Source organism: Enterobacter sp. 725m/11, from assembly GCF_011683705.1.
Lineage (GTDB): Bacteria > Pseudomonadota > Gammaproteobacteria > Enterobacterales > Enterobacteriaceae > Enterobacter > Enterobacter bugandensis.
The window spans coordinates 1-16,652 of record NZ_JAAQOK010000071.1 but is presented as its reverse complement, the minus strand read 5'-3'; the positions used below and the strand labels follow the sequence as shown (position 1 = coordinate 16,652).

At 56.6% G+C, this 16,652-nt stretch carries 17 protein-coding genes and 1 other RNA gene; 10 read left to right on the top strand and 8 right to left on the bottom strand.

What is annotated here, in order from left to right; all coding sequences use genetic code 11:
- Nucleotides 1-52: 52 nt before the first annotated feature.
- The 6 genes from HBA26_RS21340 to pdxK all read left to right on the top strand — a co-directional run bounded on the left by HBA26_RS21340 (nucleotide 53) and on the right by pdxK (nucleotide 5,679).
- Nucleotides 53-1,066, top strand: coding sequence for a sulfate ABC transporter substrate-binding protein (locus HBA26_RS21340; protein ID WP_041908798.1), 1,014 nt, complete (start codon nucleotides 53-55; stop codon nucleotides 1,064-1,066).
- The gene (gene cysT / locus HBA26_RS21335; RefSeq protein ID WP_004123378.1) at nucleotides 1,066-1,899 is read left to right on the top strand and encodes a sulfate/thiosulfate ABC transporter permease CysT; all 834 of its coding nucleotides are present in this window, start codon (nucleotides 1,066-1,068) and stop codon (nucleotides 1,897-1,899) included. Before HBA26_RS21340 ends, cysT begins: the two co-directional genes overlap by 1 nt.
- Nucleotides 1,899-2,774, top strand: a complete 876-nt coding sequence (cysW, locus tag HBA26_RS21330) for a sulfate/thiosulfate ABC transporter permease CysW (RefSeq protein WP_063155457.1) — start codon at nucleotides 1,899-1,901, stop codon at nucleotides 2,772-2,774. Before cysT ends, cysW begins: the two co-directional genes overlap by 1 nt.
- Nucleotides 2,764-3,858 carry a sulfate/thiosulfate ABC transporter ATP-binding protein CysA gene (gene cysA / locus HBA26_RS21325; RefSeq protein WP_126345920.1) on the top strand — a complete coding sequence of 365 codons (1,095 nt, stop codon included), beginning with the start codon at nucleotides 2,764-2,766 and terminating at the stop codon, nucleotides 3,856-3,858. Before cysW ends, cysA begins: the two co-directional genes overlap by 11 nt.
- 67 nt (nucleotides 3,859-3,925) lie before the next feature.
- On the top strand, nucleotides 3,926-4,837 hold the full coding sequence (gene cysM, locus HBA26_RS21320; RefSeq protein WP_028013998.1) for a cysteine synthase CysM: 912 nt from the start codon (nucleotides 3,926-3,928) through the stop codon (nucleotides 4,835-4,837).
- Nucleotides 4,838-4,842: 5 nt separating this feature from the next.
- Nucleotides 4,843-5,679, top strand: coding sequence for a pyridoxine/pyridoxal/pyridoxamine kinase (gene pdxK, locus HBA26_RS21315; protein ID WP_088205022.1), 837 nt, complete (start codon nucleotides 4,843-4,845; stop codon nucleotides 5,677-5,679).
- A gap of 44 nt (nucleotides 5,680-5,723) precedes the next feature.
- Here the strand turns inward: pdxK and crr are convergent, their stop codons facing one another.
- The 5 genes from crr to cysZ all read right to left on the bottom strand — a co-directional run bounded on the left by crr (nucleotide 5,724) and on the right by cysZ (nucleotide 10,517).
- Nucleotides 5,724-6,233 (bottom strand): PTS glucose transporter subunit IIA, encoded by a 510-nt coding sequence (gene crr / locus HBA26_RS21310; RefSeq protein WP_003861316.1) that lies wholly within the window; start codon nucleotides 6,231-6,233, stop codon nucleotides 5,724-5,726.
- Nucleotides 6,234-6,273: 40 nt separating this feature from the next.
- Nucleotides 6,274-8,001 carry a phosphoenolpyruvate-protein phosphotransferase PtsI gene (ptsI, locus tag HBA26_RS21305; protein ID WP_008501604.1) on the bottom strand — a complete coding sequence of 576 codons (1,728 nt, stop codon included), beginning with the start codon at nucleotides 7,999-8,001 and terminating at the stop codon, nucleotides 6,274-6,276.
- 44 nt (nucleotides 8,002-8,045) lie between these two features.
- On the bottom strand, nucleotides 8,046-8,303 hold the full coding sequence (ptsH, locus tag HBA26_RS21300; RefSeq protein WP_000487600.1) for a phosphocarrier protein Hpr: 258 nt from the start codon (nucleotides 8,301-8,303) through the stop codon (nucleotides 8,046-8,048).
- A 317-nt stretch (nucleotides 8,304-8,620) separates the two neighbouring features.
- Nucleotides 8,621-9,592, bottom strand: a complete 972-nt coding sequence (cysK, locus tag HBA26_RS21290) for a cysteine synthase A (protein WP_166721036.1) — start codon at nucleotides 9,590-9,592, stop codon at nucleotides 8,621-8,623.
- Between the two features lie 163 nt (nucleotides 9,593-9,755).
- Entirely contained in the window at nucleotides 9,756-10,517 is a 762-nt protein-coding gene (gene cysZ, locus HBA26_RS21285) for a sulfate transporter CysZ (protein ID WP_028013995.1), read from the bottom strand.
- 230 nt (nucleotides 10,518-10,747) lie between these two features.
- Here cysZ and zipA point away from each other — a divergent pair, with 230 nt between their 5' ends.
- From zipA to HBA26_RS21270, 3 genes are all read left to right on the top strand, one after another.
- Nucleotides 10,748-11,722: a cell division protein ZipA gene (gene zipA, locus HBA26_RS21280; RefSeq protein WP_126345921.1), complete on the top strand. Its 975-nt coding sequence runs from the start codon at nucleotides 10,748-10,750 to the stop codon at nucleotides 11,720-11,722.
- A gap of 69 nt (nucleotides 11,723-11,791) precedes the next feature.
- A complete protein-coding gene (gene ligA / locus HBA26_RS21275; protein WP_126345922.1) occupies nucleotides 11,792-13,807 on the top strand; it encodes an NAD-dependent DNA ligase LigA in 2,016 nt (671 codons plus the stop codon).
- 1 nt (nucleotide 13,808) lies between these two features.
- A complete protein-coding gene (locus tag HBA26_RS21270; protein ID WP_048959525.1) occupies nucleotides 13,809-14,024 on the top strand; it encodes a DUF3820 family protein in 216 nt (71 codons plus the stop codon).
- On the opposite strand, the gene HBA26_RS21265 is transcribed toward HBA26_RS21270, so the two are convergent.
- Complete coding sequence (locus tag HBA26_RS21265) at nucleotides 14,021-15,016, bottom strand: bile acid:sodium symporter family protein (protein WP_041908807.1); 996 nt, start codon at nucleotides 15,014-15,016, stop codon at nucleotides 14,021-14,023. The two genes, HBA26_RS21270 and HBA26_RS21265, sit on opposite strands and share 4 nt — an antisense overlap.
- 89 nt (nucleotides 15,017-15,105) lie before the next feature.
- Between HBA26_RS21265 and HBA26_RS21260 the strand changes: the two genes are divergently transcribed.
- Nucleotides 15,106-16,041, top strand: coding sequence for a LysR family transcriptional regulator (locus HBA26_RS21260; RefSeq protein ID WP_126345923.1), 936 nt, complete (start codon nucleotides 15,106-15,108; stop codon nucleotides 16,039-16,041).
- Here HBA26_RS21260 and HBA26_RS21255 read toward each other — a convergent pair.
- Both HBA26_RS21255 and HBA26_RS21250 read right to left on the bottom strand, forming a co-directional pair.
- Nucleotides 16,038-16,376 (bottom strand): FlxA-like family protein, encoded by a 339-nt coding sequence (locus HBA26_RS21255; RefSeq protein WP_045631028.1) that lies wholly within the window; start codon nucleotides 16,374-16,376, stop codon nucleotides 16,038-16,040. The genes HBA26_RS21260 and HBA26_RS21255 overlap by 4 nt on opposite strands.
- Nucleotides 16,377-16,501: 125 nt before the next feature.
- Nucleotides 16,502-16,630, bottom strand: a non-coding RNA gene (locus HBA26_RS21250) — RtT sRNA.
- Nucleotides 16,631-16,652 lie beyond the last annotated feature (22 nt).

The window sequence follows — 16,652 nt, the reverse complement described above, 5'->3', positions numbered from 1 at the left end:
AGATGTGTATAAGAGACAGATAAGATAGACATCACATTTATAAGGGTGCGCAATGGCCGTTACTGTACTGAAAAAAGGAACTCTGGCGCTGGCAGGTTTACTGCTGGTGGCCCAGGCGCAGGCGACCGAGCTGCTGAACAGCTCGTATGATGTCTCCCGCGAGCTGTTTGCCGCCCTTAACCCACCGTTCGAGCAGCAGTGGGCGAAAGAAAACAATGGCGATAAGCTGACCATCAAGCAGTCCCACGCCGGTTCATCCAAGCAGGCGCTGGCGATTTTGCAGGGGCTGAAAGCAGACGTCGTGACCTACAACCAGGTGACTGACGTGCAGATCCTGCACGACAAGGGCAAGCTGATCCCGGCTGACTGGCAGAGCCGCTTGCCGAACAATAGCTCGCCGTTCTACTCCACCATGGGCTTCCTGGTGCGTAAGGGCAACCCGAAGAACATCCACGACTGGAGCGACCTGGTGCGTTCCGACGTGAAGCTGATTTTCCCGAACCCAAAAACTTCAGGTAACGCGCGCTACACCTATTTAGCCGCGTGGGGCGCGGCAGACAAGGCTGACGGTAAGGATAAAGCGAAGACCGAGCAGTTCATGACCCAGTTCCTGAAAAACGTCGAAGTGTTTGATACTGGCGGCCGCGGCGCGACCACGACCTTCGCCGAGCGTGGTCTGGGCGACGTGCTGATCAGCTTCGAATCCGAAGTGAACAACATTCGCAAGCAGTACGAAGCGCAGGGCTTCGAGGTGGTTATTCCGAAAACCAACATCCTGGCCGAGTTCCCGGTGGCGTGGGTGGATAAAAACGTGCAGGCGAACGGCACCGAGAAAGCGGCAAAAGCCTATCTCAACTACCTGTACAGCCCGCAGGCGCAGACCATCATTACCGATTACTACTACCGCGTGAACAATCCGGACGTGATGAACAAGCTGAAAGATAAATTCCCGCAGACCGCGCTGTTCCGCGTGGAAGATCATTTCGGCTCCTGGCCTGAGGTGATGAAAACGCACTTTGCCAGCGGCGGTGAGTTAGACAAACTGCTGGCGGCGGGGCGTAAGTAATGTTTGCAGTCTCGACTAAACGCGTGCTGCCGGGCTTTACCTTAAGCCTCGGGACCAGCCTGCTGTTCGTCTGCCTGATCCTGCTGTTGCCGCTCAGCGCGCTGGTGATGCAGCTTGCTCAGATGAGCTGGGCGCAGTACTGGGACGTGGTCACCAACCCGCAGGTGGTGGCGGCCTATAAGGTGACGCTGCTGTCGGCGTTTGTTGCCTCCATTTTTAACGGCGTGTTTGGCCTGCTGATGGCGTGGATCTTAACCCGCTATCGTTTCCCGGGCCGTACGCTGCTTGATGCCCTGATGGATCTGCCGTTTGCGCTGCCGACGGCGGTTGCGGGCTTAACCCTCGCGTCGCTCTTCTCCGTGAACGGGCTGTACGGCGAGTGGCTGGCGAAATTTGACATCAAGGTGACCTATACCTGGCTCGGGATTGCGGTGGCGATGGCCTTTACCAGCATCCCGTTTGTGGTGCGTACCGTGCAGCCGGTACTGGAAGAGCTGGGTCCGGAATACGAAGAAGCGGCGGAAACGCTGGGCGCCACGCGCTGGCAGAGCTTCCGCAAAGTGGTTCTGCCAGAGCTATCTCCGGCGCTGATGGCGGGCGTCGCGCTGTCGTTTACCCGCAGCCTGGGTGAGTTCGGCGCGGTGATATTTATCGCCGGGAACATCGCCTGGAAAACGGAAGTCACCTCGCTGATGATTTTCATCCGCCTGCAGGAGTTTGATTATCCGGCGGCAAGCGCGATTGCTTCGGTGATCCTCGCGGCCTCGCTGCTGCTGTTGTACTCGATTAACACTCTGCAAAGTCGCTTTGGTCGACGTGTGGTAGGTCACTGATGGCGGAAGTTACGCAATTGAAGCGATACGATGCGCCCCGCATCAACTGGGGTAAATGGTTTCTGATTGGCGTAGGCGTGCTGGTTTCCGCCCTCATTCTCGTCGTGCCGACGATTTATATCTTCGTCCAGGCGTTCAGCAAGGGGCTGATGCCCGCGCTGGAGAACCTGGCGAACCCGGACATGCTGCACGCCATCTGGCTGACGGTGCTGATTGCCCTGATCACCGTGCCGGTGAACCTGGTCTTCGGTACGCTGCTGGCCTGGCTGGTGACGCGCTTTAACTTCCCGGGACGTCAGCTGCTGCTGACCCTGCTGGATATTCCGTTTGCCGTGTCGCCTGTTGTTGCCGGTCTGGTTTACCTGCTCTTTTACGGCTCCAACGGCCCGCTGGGCGGCTGGCTGGATGAACATAACCTGCAGATCATGTTCGCCTGGCCGGGTATGGTGCTGGTGACGATCTTCGTGACCTGTCCGTTCGTGGTGCGTGAACTGGTGCCGGTGATGTTAAGCCAGGGCAGCAATGAAGACGAAGCGGCCGTTCTGCTTGGCGCATCCGGCTGGCAGATGTTCCGCCGCGTGACGTTGCCGAATATCCGCTGGGCGCTGCTTTACGGCGTGGTGCTGACCAACGCCCGCGCCATCGGTGAGTTCGGTGCGGTGTCGGTGGTTTCCGGCTCGATTCGCGGTGAAACGCTGTCGCTGCCGCTGCAGATTGAACTCCTGCAGCAGGACTACAACACCATCGGCTCGTTTACTGCCGCAGCGTTGCTGACGCTGATGGCGATTTTGACCCTGTTTTTGAAGAGTGTGGTGCAGTGGCGTTTAGAGAATCAGGAAAAACGTCAGCATCAGGAGGGAAATCATGAGCATTGAGATTGCCAATATTAAGAAGTCTTTTGGTCGCACCCAGGTGCTGAATGATATCTCACTGGATATCCCTTCCGGACAAATGGTGGCGCTGTTGGGGCCGTCTGGCTCGGGCAAAACGACGCTGCTGCGGATCATCGCCGGGCTTGAGCACCAGACCAGCGGGCACATCCGCTTCCACGGCACCGACGTGAGCCGCCTGCACGCCCGCGATCGTAAAGTCGGCTTTGTCTTCCAGCATTACGCGCTGTTCCGTCACATGACCGTTTTCGACAATATCGCCTTTGGCCTGACGGTGCTGCCGCGTCGTGAACGCCCGGATGCGGCAACCATTAAGGCGAAAGTAACCAAACTGCTGGAGATGGTGCAGCTGGCGCATCTGGCGGACCGTTTCCCGGCGCAGCTTTCCGGCGGGCAGAAGCAGCGCGTGGCGCTGGCGCGCGCGCTGGCCGTTGAGCCGCAAATACTGCTGCTGGATGAACCCTTCGGCGCGCTGGATGCGCAGGTGCGCAAAGAGCTGCGTCGCTGGCTGCGCCAGCTGCATGAAGAGCTGAAATTCACCAGCGTCTTCGTGACCCACGATCAGGAAGAGGCGATGGAAGTCGCGGACCGCGTGGTGGTCATGAGCCAGGGCAACATCGAGCAGGTTGACGAGCCGGAACAGCTCTGGCGCGAGCCGGCGACCCGCTTCGTGCTGGAGTTTATGGGCGAGGTGAACCGACTGCAGGGCACCATTCGCGGTGGACAGTTCCACGTCGGCGCGCACCGCTGGCCGCTGGGCTACACCTCCGCGCATCAGGGGCCGGTCGATCTGTTCCTGCGCCCGTGGGAAGTGGACGTCAGCCGCCGCACCAGCCTGGATTCCCCGCTGCCAGTGCAGGTGCTGGAAGCTAGCCCTAAAGGACACTACACCCAATTGGTGGTACAGCCGCTGGGCTGGTATACCGAGCCGCTGACCGTGGTCATGCGCGACAACGTCCCGCCGCATCGGGGAGAGCGCCTGTTTGTCGGGCTGCAGCATGCGCGCATCTATCACGGTAAGGAGCGGATTGAGACGCGCGAGGATATTGCTCTGGCGGAGTCAGCCTGATAGGTTATTGAGTATGTTTTTCGCCCGGTGGCGTGATGCTTACCGGGCTTTTTATTGAGTAAAAATCGTGAATACACTCGAACACACCATCGGCAACACCCCTCTGGTCAAGCTTCAGCGCATGGGATGTGCCAACGGCAGCGAAATCTGGGTCAAACTCGAAGGCAACAACCCGGCAGGGTCGGTGAAAGACCGCGCGGCGCTGTCGATGATTGTCCAGGCCGAGAAACGCGGTGAAATTAAGCCAGGCGATGTGCTGATTGAAGCCACCAGCGGCAACACCGGTATCGCGCTGGCAATGATTGCGGCGCTGAAAGGCTACCGCATGAAGCTGCTGATGCCGGACAACATGAGCCAGGAGCGCCGCGCCGCGATGCGCGCCTACGGGGCCGAGCTGATTCTGGTAACCAAAGAGCAGGGGATGGAAGGGGCGCGAGACTTAGCGTTAGCGATGGCCGAGCGCGGAGAAGGTAAACTGCTCGATCAGTTCAATAACCCGGACAACCCGTACGCGCACTACACCACCACCGGGCCGGAAATCTGGCAGCAAACCGGCGGGCGCATCACCCATTTTGTCTCCAGCATGGGCACCACCGGCACCATTACCGGCGTGTCCCGTTTTTTGCGCGAGCAGGAGAAACCGGTCACCATTGTTGGTCTGCAGCCGGAAGAGGGGAGCAGCATTCCGGGCATTCGCCGCTGGCCTGCGGAGTATATGCCGGGCATTTTTAATGCGCAGCTGGTGGATCGGGTGCTGGATATTCATCAGCGCGAGGCGGAGAATACCATGCGTGAACTGGCCGTGCGTGAAGGCATCTTCTGCGGGGTCAGCTCGGGGGGCGCGGTAGCGGGGGCGTTGCGCGTGGCGCAGGCAAACCCCGGTGCGGTCGTGGTGGCGATTATCTGCGATCGCGGCGATCGCTATTTGTCTACCGGCGTCTTTGGTGAAGAGAGTTATTCGCAGGGGGCGGGGATTTAAGCGTCATGGAGATGATTCTATTCCGGGATAACACCCGGGCGCAGCAAACCGACATTGTCGCGGTGCAGTCGCAGGTGGTTTACGGCAGCGTGGGGAACAGCATTGCTGTGCCGAACATTCGAACCCACAGGCTGAACGTGACCGCCGTGCCGACGGTGCTGTTTAGCAACACGCCGCATTACGACACCTTCTACGGCGGGGTGATCCCCGACGAGTGGTTCAGCGGCTACCTGAAGGCGCTGGAAGAGCGCGAGATCCTGCGCGAGCTTAAAGCGGTCACTACCGGCTATATGGGCAGCGCCAGCCAGATCGCGCTGCTGGCGCAGTGGCTGAGGGCGGTCAAAGCGCAGCATCCTGAGCTGCTGGTGCTGGTCGACCCGGTTATCGGCGATATCGACAGCGGAATGTACGTGAAGCCGGATATCCCGGAAGCGTACCGGGAACACCTGCTGCCGCTGGCGCAGGGGATTACGCCAAACGTCTATGAACTGGAAGTGTTAAGCGGTAAGCCGTGCCGGACGCCGGAAAGCGCTATTGCCGCCGCGCAGGGGTTGCTTTCTGACACTCTGAAATGGGTGGCGATCACCAGCGCGCCGGTCGCCGACGACCCGCAAAACATCCACGTGGTGCTGGTGACGCGTGAGGGCGTGACCGTCAGCGCTCATCCCCGCGTAGAAACCGATCTGAAAGGGACGGGGGATCTGTTCTGTTCAGAACTGGTGAGCGGAATTGTTGAGGGGAAAACCGTTGCTGATGCCATTCGCATGGCCGGGGATCGGGTGACTGATGTGATGCTTTATACCCAGTCGAAAGGCTACGACGAGCTTATCCTCCCTGCATAAACAAAAATGGCGCCCGAAGGCGCCATTTTTCTGTGCGGCAAGAATTACTTCTTGATGCGGATAACCGGGGTTTCGCCCACGGTGACGCTGCCAGACAGTTTGATCAGTTCTTTGATTTCGTCCATGTTGGAGATAACAACCGGCGTCAGGGTAGACTTGGCTTTTTCTTCCAGCAGTGGCAGATCGAATTCAATCACCGGGTCGCCAACTTTAACACGCTGGCCTTCTTCCGCGATACGCTTGAAGCCTTCGCCTTTCAGTTCAACGGTGTCGATACCGAAGTGAACGAACAGTTCGATACCGCTATCAGATTCGATAGAGAACGCATGGTTGGTTTCAAAAATTTTACCGATGGTGCCGTCAACTGGAGCAACCATTTTGTTGCCAGTTGGTTTGATAGCAATGCCATCACCAACGATTTTCTCAGCAAACACTACATCCGGCACGTCTTCGATGTTGACGATCTCGCCGGAGAGCGGAGCAACAATCTCAATAGTTCCGGAGTCTTTCTTATCATCAGAAACCAGAGATTTCAGTTTATCGAACAAACCCATGATCTTCTCCTAAGCAGTAATTTGGGCCGCATCTCGTGGATTAGCAGATTGTTTTTTCTTCAATGAACTTGTTAACCAGCGTCATTAACTCGTCCGTTGTCGGTTGAGCAAGAGCCTGCTCTGCTAACACCTTCGCATCTTCGAAGTTCGTGTTACGGATAATCTTCTTAATGCGCGGGATGGAAATGGCGCTCATAGAGAATTCGTCCAGACCCATACCCAGCAACAGAAGTGTAGCACGTTCGTCGCCTGCAAGCTCACCACACATGCCAGTCCATTTACCTTCTGCATGAGAAGCATCAATAACTTGCTTGATCAAGTTCAGTACGGACGGTGACATTGGCTGGTAGAGATGTGAAATCATATCATTACCACGGTCAACTGCCAGGGTGTACTGCGTTAAATCATTGGTGCCGATACTAAAGAAATCAACTTCTTTGGCTAAATGACGCGCAATGGTCGCCGCCGCAGGTGTTTCCACCATCACGCCGATCTCGATTGACTCGTCAAATGCTTTACCTTCGTCGCGCAGTTCCTGTTTGTAGATTTCGATCTCTTTCTTCAGTGCACGCACTTCTTCAACAGAGATGATCATCGGGAACATGATGCGCAGCTTACCGAAAGCGGAGGCACGCAGGATAGCGCGAACCTGGTCACGCAGGATCTCTTTACGATCCATCGCGATACGCACGGCACGCCAGCCCAGGAACGGGTTCTCTTCTTTCGGGAAGTTCATGTACGGCAGCTCTTTGTCGCCACCGATGTCCATGGTACGGACGATAACCGCCTGTGAGCCACACGCTTCTGCGACGGCTTTATACGCAGCAAACTGCTCTTCTTCCGTTGGCAGCGCGTCGCGGTCCATGAACAGGAATTCTGTACGATAGAGACCAACACCTTCCGCACCGTTGCGCTCAGCGCCATCAACGTCGCGTACGGTACCGATGTTTGCGCACACTTCTACCTGATGGCCGTCCAGGGTGATGGCTGGCAGGTCTTTCAGCTTAGCGAGTTCCGCTTTTTCAGTCGCAACCTGCTCCTGAACCGCGCGCAGTTTTTCGATCTCTTCGTTAGTTGGGTTGACGTAAACCAGATTGTTTACGGCATCCAGAATCAGATAGTCGCCGTTTTTCACCTGAGAGGTGACGCTACCGGTGCCCACGATGGCAGGCAGTTCCAGAGAACGCGCCATGATTGAGGTGTGGGAGGTACGGCCACCCGCGTCGGTGATGAAACCGAGAACCTTTTTCAGGTTCAGCTGTGCGGTTTCAGACGGGGTGAGGTCAGCGGCAACCAGGATCACTTCATCCTGAATCGCGCTCAGGTCGATAATGGCCAGGCCCAGGATGTTGCGCAGCAGGCGCTTACCGATGTCACGTACGTCAGCCGCACGCTCTTTCAGGTATTCATCATCCAGCTCTTCCAGGGCAGTTGCCTGACCTTCGATAACTTCATGCGCAGCCGCGTCGGCCGTCATGCCTTTATCTTTAATCAGGGCTATGATTTCCTGCTCCAGCTCCTCATCTTCGAGCAGCATGATGTGCCCTTCGAAGATGGCTTCTTTTTCTTCACCGAAAGTTTCGCCAGCTTTAGTTTTGATCGCTTCCAGTTGCGCAGATGCCTTGGCACGACCGCTCAGAAAACGTTCAACTTCCTGATCAACCTTGTCGGCAGAAATTTTTTTCCGGTCGATGACGATCTCGTCTTCTTTCAGCAGCAGTGCTTTGCCGAAAGCGATACCCGGGGATGCTAAAATGCCTGAAATCATAACCCTACCTTACTTGTGACTGATATTTAAAAGAACCCGGAAACTTACTCGAGCTCAGCCATCAGTTTAACCAGATGCTCAACTGCTTTCTGCTCGTCTTCACCTTCAGCAGAGATGGTAACAACGGTGCCCTGAGTCAGGCCCAGAGTCTGCAGTTTGAACAGGCTTTTTGCGCTAGCGCTTTTGCCGTTGGAAGTTACAGTGATTTCAGAAGTGAAGCCTTTCGCTTCTTTAACAAACTGAGCAGCAGGGCGGGTGTGCAGACCGTTCGGAGCGGTAATGGTAACTTCTTGCTGGAACATTGTATTTCCCCAACTTATAGGTTTAGTGTTGTGGAACTAAAGTCTAGCCTGGCGGCTTAACTTTAGCCTGTATTGTTAGCGCTGACGTTTCAATCGTCATTAAACATTATGCAGCGAAAGGAAGACTTGAACCAAATCATAAAATCGATTCAGCAAGGGTATTTCGTTCACTGATTAATTTCACGCTTCAAAATAATTGCTGGTTTAAATACCAGACACATCGGGGTGAAGCAATGCCAGGAGGGTCAAAAGTTTGAAGCAGGCCACAAAAAAGCACCCGAAAAGGTGCTTTTTTACGCGTTATTAACATACTGGCACTACTGTTGCAGCTCTTTTTCCGTGAACAGATCGGCAAACAGTGCGGTGCTCAGGTAACGCTCACCCGAGGAAGGAAGGATAACCACAATATTCTTATTGGTAAAGGCTTCATCTTCCTGAAGTTTGAGCGCTGCCGCAACGGCCGCACCGGAAGAGATACCCGCCAGAATGCCTTCTTCATCCATCAGACGACGCGCGGTAGAGATGGCCTCTTCGTTCGTGATGGCAACGACTTTATCGATCAGCTTCAGATCCAGGTTACCCGGAATGAAGCCCGCGCCGATGCCCTGAATTTTATGCGGGCCAGGCTTGAGCTCTTCGCCCGCCAGCGCCTGAGCGATAACCGGGGAGTCGGTCGGTTCAACGGCAACGGTAATCAGCTCTTTTTTACCTTTTGTGCCTTTAATATAGCGAGACACGCCGGTCAGCGTGCCGCCGGTGCCGACGCCGGAGATAAATACGTCAACCTGGCCGTCAGTATCTTCCCAGATTTCCGGGCCGGAGGTCTTCTCGTGAATTTCAGGGTTAGCCGGGTTGCTGAACTGCTGCAGCAGAAGATATTTCGCCGGATCGCTGGCCACGATCTCTTCCGCTTTCTGAATGGCACCTTTCATGCCCTTCGCGCCTTCGGTCAGGACCAGGTTCGCCCCCAGCGCTTTGAGCAGTTTGCGACGTTCGATGCTCATCGTTTCCGGCATGGTCAGGGTCAGCTTGTAGCCGCGTGCGGCAGCAACATAGGCCAGAGCGATACCGGTGTTACCGCTGGTCGGTTCCACCAGCTCAACGCCTGGCTTCAGCACGCCGCGTTTTTCAGCATCCCAAATCATGTTTGCACCGATGCGGCATTTTACGCTGAAGCTCGGGTTGCGTGATTCGACCTTCGCCAGAATGCGTCCATTACCGATACGGTTCAGTCGAACCAGGGGCGTATGACCGATAGTCAGCGAGTTGTCTTCATAAATCTTACTCATGGCCTGTCCTTAACTGTATGAAATTGGGATACCGACCCAGCATACCTGCTAAGCAGGTAGGGGGAAGTAAGGAATTCGCATATCTATATACTGCAAGGAAATAATGGGGATCAGTATGGAATAAGGGGCGGCATAAGCCACCCCTGCTTTACACATTTTTGCATTATTTCCATAACGCGTGCTTAGCACGATAACAGTCCACCCACATCGCCGTCGCGCCGCAAACCGCAACCGGCATGATGAACAAATTAAGGAAGGGAATCATGGTGAACAGGCTGGTCAGCGCGCCGAACTGCATATTGGCGACCTTCCGGGTGCGCAGAGCGGTGCGCATCGCTTTAAACGGCACCTTGTGGTTATCGAACGGATAGTCGCAGTACTGGATGGCCAGCATCCAGGCGCTGAACAGAAACCACAGCACCGGCGCAACCGTCTGGCCAATGCCGGGGACAAAGTAGAGGGCAAGCAGTACAACCGCGCGGGGGAGGTACCAGGCAAACTTCTGCCACTCGCGCTTCATAATGCGCGGGATATCTTTCACGATCCCCAGCACGCCCGTGTCCGGTGGCGTCGCGCCGGTAAGCCGCGCCTCCAGCTGTTCCGCCAGCAGGCCGTTAAACGGCGCGGCTATCCAGTTCGCGATCGTTGAGAATAAATAGCCGAATACCAGCAGCACGGAGATGACCGCCACCGGCCAGAGCAGGTAGTTAAGCCACTGCAGCCAGTCCGGCACGTAGCTCATCAGCGACGGGATCCAGCTTTCGAGCTTTGTGAACAGCCACCAGAACGCGCCGCCCATCAGAATAATGTTGATCAGCAGCGGCAGAATGACGAAGCGACGGATACCTGGCAGTGAAACCAGCTTCCAGCCCTGAGAAAAATACCAGACGCCGCTGCGCGGGGGAGAAGACGATGTTGAAACCATAACCAGGCTGTACTCCTTTTTTCACAACCAGTGGAATTGCCCGCCTATATTATCCACTTGCGGACCAATGACCAGTTCGGAAATGTTCGAAAAACCAGCAAAAAGCACGATTTACTTCATCTTTATGCTGCGAATGCTCTGCACACACTTGCACTTGACGTAAACGGCAAATACTCTTAGTGAGTAAATGTTTGCCGTGGTGGCAAGGTGTTAGAACAACAGAGAATATAATGATGCAGGATTTGCGTCTGATATTAATCATTGTTGGCGCGATCGCCATAATCGCTTTACTGGTACATGGTTTCTGGACCAGCCGTAAAGAGCGTTCCTCGATGTTTCGCGATCGCCCACTGAAGCGCATGAAGTCCAGTCGTGATGATGATGACACTGAAGATGACATCACCGGTAGCGACGACGACGGCGTGGGTGAAGTTCGTGTTCATCGGGTCAATACTGCGCCCGGCGCGGCTCATGGGGAGCATGAAGCCCCCCGCGCTCCGCAGCACCAGTATCAACCGCCGTATGCCTCTGCCCAGCCGCGCCAGCCAGCGCCGCAGCCAGTGGAAGAACCTGTACGTCAGCCGCCGCAACCGCCTGTCCAACAGCAGCCCGCTGCGCCACAGCCGGTTCAACAGCAACCTGTGCAGCAGCCCGTGCAACAGCAACCTGCGCAGCAACCGCAGCAGCCTGTTCATGTACAGCCTGCGCCGCAGCCCGCTCCGGCTCCGCACGTTGAGCCAGAGCCGGTCGTCGAGCCTGAACCGGTTGTTGAAAAGCCGCAGCGTAAAGAAGCGGTGATCATCATGAACGTGGCCGCGCATCACGGCAGCCATCTCAACGGTGACGTGTTGCTCAACAGTATTCAACAGGCAGGCTTCAAGTTTGGCGATATGAACATTTTCCATCGCCACCTGAGCCCTGACGGTAGTGGTCCGGCGCTGTTTAGCCTGGCCAATATGGTCAACCCAGGCACCTTTGACCCGGAAATGACCGGTGATTTCGTGACGCCGGGTGTCACTATCTTTATGCAGGTGCCGTCCTACGGCGACGAGCTGCAAAACTTCAAGCTGATGCTGCAGTCCGCTCAGCACATCGCTGATGAAGTGGGTGGTGTGGTGCTCGACGATCAGCGTCGAATGATGACCCCGCAGAAGCTGCGCGAGTATCAGGACCGCATCCGTGAAGTTAAGGAAGCCAACGCGTAATTGTCGCGTTTACTTCAACTCCTCCTCAACCCCCGCCTGTCGGGGGTTTTTTCTCATTGATGGTGCGATATGGACTCAATCGAACAACAACTCACTGAACTGCGAACCACGCTTCGCCATCATGAATATCTCTATCATGTTATGGACGCACCGGAAGTGCCTGATGCGGAGTATGACCGGCTGATGCGCGAGCTGCGCGAGCTGGAGGCGCAGCACCCGGAACTGATTACGCCAGATTCTCCGACCCAGCGCGTCGGCGCCGAGCCGCTGGGGGCTTTCAGCCAGGTGCGTCACGAAGTGCCGATGCTGTCGCTGGACAACGTCTTTGATGAAGAGAGCTTCCTCGCGTTTAACAAGCGCGTGCAGGACCGTCTGAAAAGCAGCGATTCCCTCACCTGGTGCTGCGAGTTGAAGCTCGACGGCCTGGCGGTCAGCCTTCTCTATGAAAACGGCGTGCTGGTGCGCGCCGCCACGCGTGGCGACGGTACGACGGGTGAAGACATCACCACTAACGTGCGAACCATCCGCGCGATCCCGCTGAAGCTGCAGGGTGACAACATTCCCGCGCGTCTGGAAGTGCGCGGCGAGGTGTTCCTGCCGCAGGCGGGATTCGAGAAAATTAACGAAGAGGCGCGTCGCACCGGCGGGAAAGTGTTTGCTAACCCGCGTAACGCGGCGGCAGGCTCTCTGCGCCAGCTTGACCCGCGCATCACCGCGAAGCGACCGCTTACTTTCTTCTGCTACGGCGTCGGTATTCTGGAAGGTGGTGAGTTACCGGATACGCACCTCGGGCGTCTACTGCAGTTTAAAGCCTGGGGCCTGCCGGTGAGCAACCGCGTTCAGCTCTGCGACTCGCCGGAAGCGGTGCTGGCGTTCTACCATAAAGTGGAAGAGGACCGTCCGACGCTCGGCTTTGATATCGATGGCGTTGTCATCAAGGTCAATTCGCTGGCGCTGCAGGAGCAGCTGGGCTTTGTGGCGCGTGCACCGCGCTGGGCGGTGGCGTTTAAATTCCCTGCCCAGGAGCAGATGACCTTTGTCCGCGACGTGGAGTTTCAGGTGGGCCGTACGGGCGCTATTACCCCGGTCGCTCGACTGGAGCCGGTGCAGGTCGCAGGCGTGCTGGTGAGTAACGCTACGCTGCACAACGCCGATGAAATCGAACGCCTCGGCCTGCGCATCGGTGACAAAGTGGTGATTCGCCGCGCGGGCGATGTTATCCCGCAGGTGGTGAACGTTGTTGAGTCAGAACGTCCTGATGATACGCGCGAGGTCGTTTTCCCGACCCACTGCCCGGTATGCAGCTCTGACGTAGAGCGTGTGGAAGGCGAAGCGGTGGCCCGCTGTACGGGCGGCCTGATCTGCGGCGCGCAGCGTAAAGAGTCGCTTAAGCACTTTGTTTCCCGTCGCGCAATGGACGTTGACGGCATGGGCGACAAGATTATCGATCAGCTGGTTGAGAAAGAGTATGTCCATACGCCAGCGGATCTGTTCAGGCTCACGGCGGGCAAACTGACCGGTCTGGATCGCATGGGGCCGAAGTCAGCCCAGAACGTGGTTAACGCGCTGGAAGCAGCGAAAGAGACGACCTTCGCCCGCTTCCTGTACGCGCTGGGCATTCGTGAAGTCGGCGAAGCGACGGCGGCAGGTTTAGCCGCGTACTTTGGTACGCTGGAGGCGCTGGAAAAGGCAAGCATCGACGAGCTGCAGAAAGTGCCGGACGTCGGCATCGTCGTCGCCACGCACGTCTTTAACTTCTTTGCCGAAGAGAGCAACCGCGAGGTCATCGGCAAGCTGCTGGAAGAGGGCATTAAATGGCCTGCGCCGGTGGTAGTCAACGCCGAAGAAATTGATAGCCCATTTGCCGGTAAAACCGTGGTGCTAACCGGTAGCCTTAGCCAGCTTTCACGCGACGATGCAAAAGCGCGTCTGGTGGCGCTGGGGGCCAAAGTGGCGGGCAGCGTGTCGAAGAAAACCGACCTGGTGATTGCCGGCGAAGCTGCGGGTTCGAAGCTGGCGAAAGCCCAGGAGCTCGGCATTGAGGTTATCGACGAAGCGGAAATGATGCGCCTGTTAGGAGAGTAACGTGGAGAAAGAGCAGCTCGTTGAGATCGCCAATACGGAAATGCCGTTCGGTAAATATAAGGGCCGCAGGCTGATCGATTTGCCGGAGGAGTACCTGCTGTGGTTCGCCCGCAAGGACGAATTCCCCGCCGGGCGCCTGGGCGAGCTGATGGCTGTCACGTTACTGATCAAAACCGAGGGGCTGACCCAGCTGGTGCAGCCCCTGAAGCGTCCTTAAGCCTTCGCGGCGCGGGTCTCTTCCTGCGCCAGCTTTTCCGTCTGGCGCTTGTAGCGACGCGCCAGCACCGCGCAGACCATCAGCTGGATCTGATGGAAAATCATCAGCGGCAGCACCATCATCCCGATCACCGAGGTGGGGAACAGAATGTTCGCCATCGGGATGCCGTTAGCCAGGCTCTTTTTGGAGCCGCAGAAGACGATGGTGATCTCATCGGCTTTGCTGAAGCCGCACTTGCGCGCCACAAAAACGTTCACCGCAATGACAATTGCCAGCAGAACGAGGCTGACCACCACGATAAACAGCAGCGAGCCTGCGCCCACCTTATGCCAGATCCCGTTCACGACCGCTTCGCTGAAGGCGGAATAGACCACCAGCAGAATCGACGACTGGTCGGTTTTGGAGATCCATTTCTTATGCTTCGCCACGAACGCCCCGGTCCACGGACGCGAGAGATGGCCCAGGACAAACGGCAGCAGCAGCTGCAGGCAGATTTTGCCGACCTGCTCAAGGTTACCTTCCGCGCCGTGCATGTTCATCAGCAGGCCCACCAGCAGCGGGGAGACGAAAATCCCCAACAGGCTGGATGCCGATGCGGAGCAGACCGCGGCTGCAACGTTCCCTCCTGCAAGAGAGGTAAAGGCAATGGCAGACTGCACGGTGGCAGGAAGAATACAGAGATACAGGAAACCGGTGTAGAGCGCCGGATCGACGTTAACCGGTGCCCACCAGGCAAACAGCACCCCGAGGATCGGGAACAAAATAAACGTGCTGCACATCACCCAGAGGTGCAGTCGCCAGTGGCTACCGCCAGCGATAATCGCTTCGCGGGAGAGCTTTGCGCCGTGCATAAAGAACAGCAGTGCGATGGCGGCTGTCGTCAGTCCCTCAAAAAAAGGGACGAAACCGCCGCGAGCAGGGAAGAACGAGGCCAGTAAAACGGTGGCCACCAGGGTAAGTGTAAACGGATCAAGAATACGAAATAGTTTCATAATGACTCCTGAAAACAGATGTCGCTATTGTGCTTTTTTCCATTTGAGAAATAAAATTGATTTATTGCATCCATTCATGAATTAAACAGATGAATTATTCCCTACGCCAGCTTCGCATTTTCGTCACCGTCGCCCATGCCCGCAGCTTTAGCCGGGCAGGTGAGATGATTGGCCTGAGCCAGTCGGCGGTCAGCCACAGCGTGAAGGAGCTGGAAAACCAGACCGGCGTTAGGTTGCTTGATCGCACCACGCGCGAAGTGATCCTGACCGAAGCGGGGCAGCAGCTGGCCCTGCGTCTTGAACGGCTGCTTGATGAGCTGAACAGCACGCTCAGAGACGTGGGGAGGCTGGGGCAGCAGCTGTCGGGCACCGTGCGGGTTGCGGCCAGCCAGACGATATCCGCGCACCTTATCCCGCAATGTATTGCCGAGGGAAACCATCGCTATCCTGATATTGATTTTGTCCTGCATGACAGACCGCAGCAGTGGGTGCTGGAGAGCATCCGCCAGGGGGATGTGGATTTTGGTATTGTGATCGATCCTGGCCAGGTGAGCGATCTGGAATGCGAAAGCGTTCTTTCTGAGCCTTTTTTGCTGCTCTGCCGTGACGACGACCCGCTGGCAGCGTTGCTCGAGGTCAGCTGGCAGTCCCTGCAGGGGGCGAACCTGGTTTTACAGGATTATGCCTCAGGCAGCCGCCCGCTGATTGATTCCGCGCTGGTGAATCAGGGCGTTAAGGCAACGATCGTGCAGGAGATTGGTCATCCGGCCACGCTGTTTCCGATGGTGGAAGCCGGAATTGGCATCAGCGTGTTGCCCGCTCTGGCGCTTCCCCTGCCGCAGGGAAGCCAGCTGGCGGTGAAGCGGCTGACGCCCGTTGTCGAACGAAAGCTGATGCTGGTGCGGCGAAAAAATCGTTCGCTCTCGGGTGCGGCGCAGGCCATCTGGGAAGTGGTGCGTATCCAGGCACAACGATTAACCGAGGCCCGCATACGCGATCCACTGTTTAACGCATCAGACGATTAGATGTAGATATCAATCTGATTAGTGTCTGACGGGCTATTCACGCCTTCTACTTTGCCCAGTTTTTGATCCTGCTTCTTCTGAGCTTCTTCGGCCTGCTGGCGCTGCAGTGCGGCGAGCTGCGCCTGCAGCACTTTGATCTGGGTCTGAATCAGTTCCTGCTGCTTCTTCTTCTCATCTGCACTGCCGGGGCTGTTTGCCAGCTCTTTTAACTGCTGGGTCAGCTTTTTGATCTTGTCGAGAATGCGGGTGATTTGCGCAGAGATATCGTTACTGCTCGAAGAGCCACTCGCGCCGCTGGTTTGAATCTGTTGGGTTGAAGCCTGAATGGTCGTCATACTTTTTCCTCGCGTTATAAAACAGAGGTATCGGCACCGACGGGATTAGCTTGAGGAAAATGCGGCAGGTTCACATTTTTATATCGCAGATAGTAAAAAAGCGCCTTTAGGGCGCTTTTTTACATTGGTGGGTCGTGCAGGATGACTCGCTTCGCTCGCCCTTCGGGCCGTCGCCGTAAACGGCTCCGGTGCCTCACTGCGTTCGGCTCGAACCTGCTGCAGGTTCGAATCATCCAGATCGCAGATAGCAAAAAAGCGCCTTTAGGGCGCTTTTTT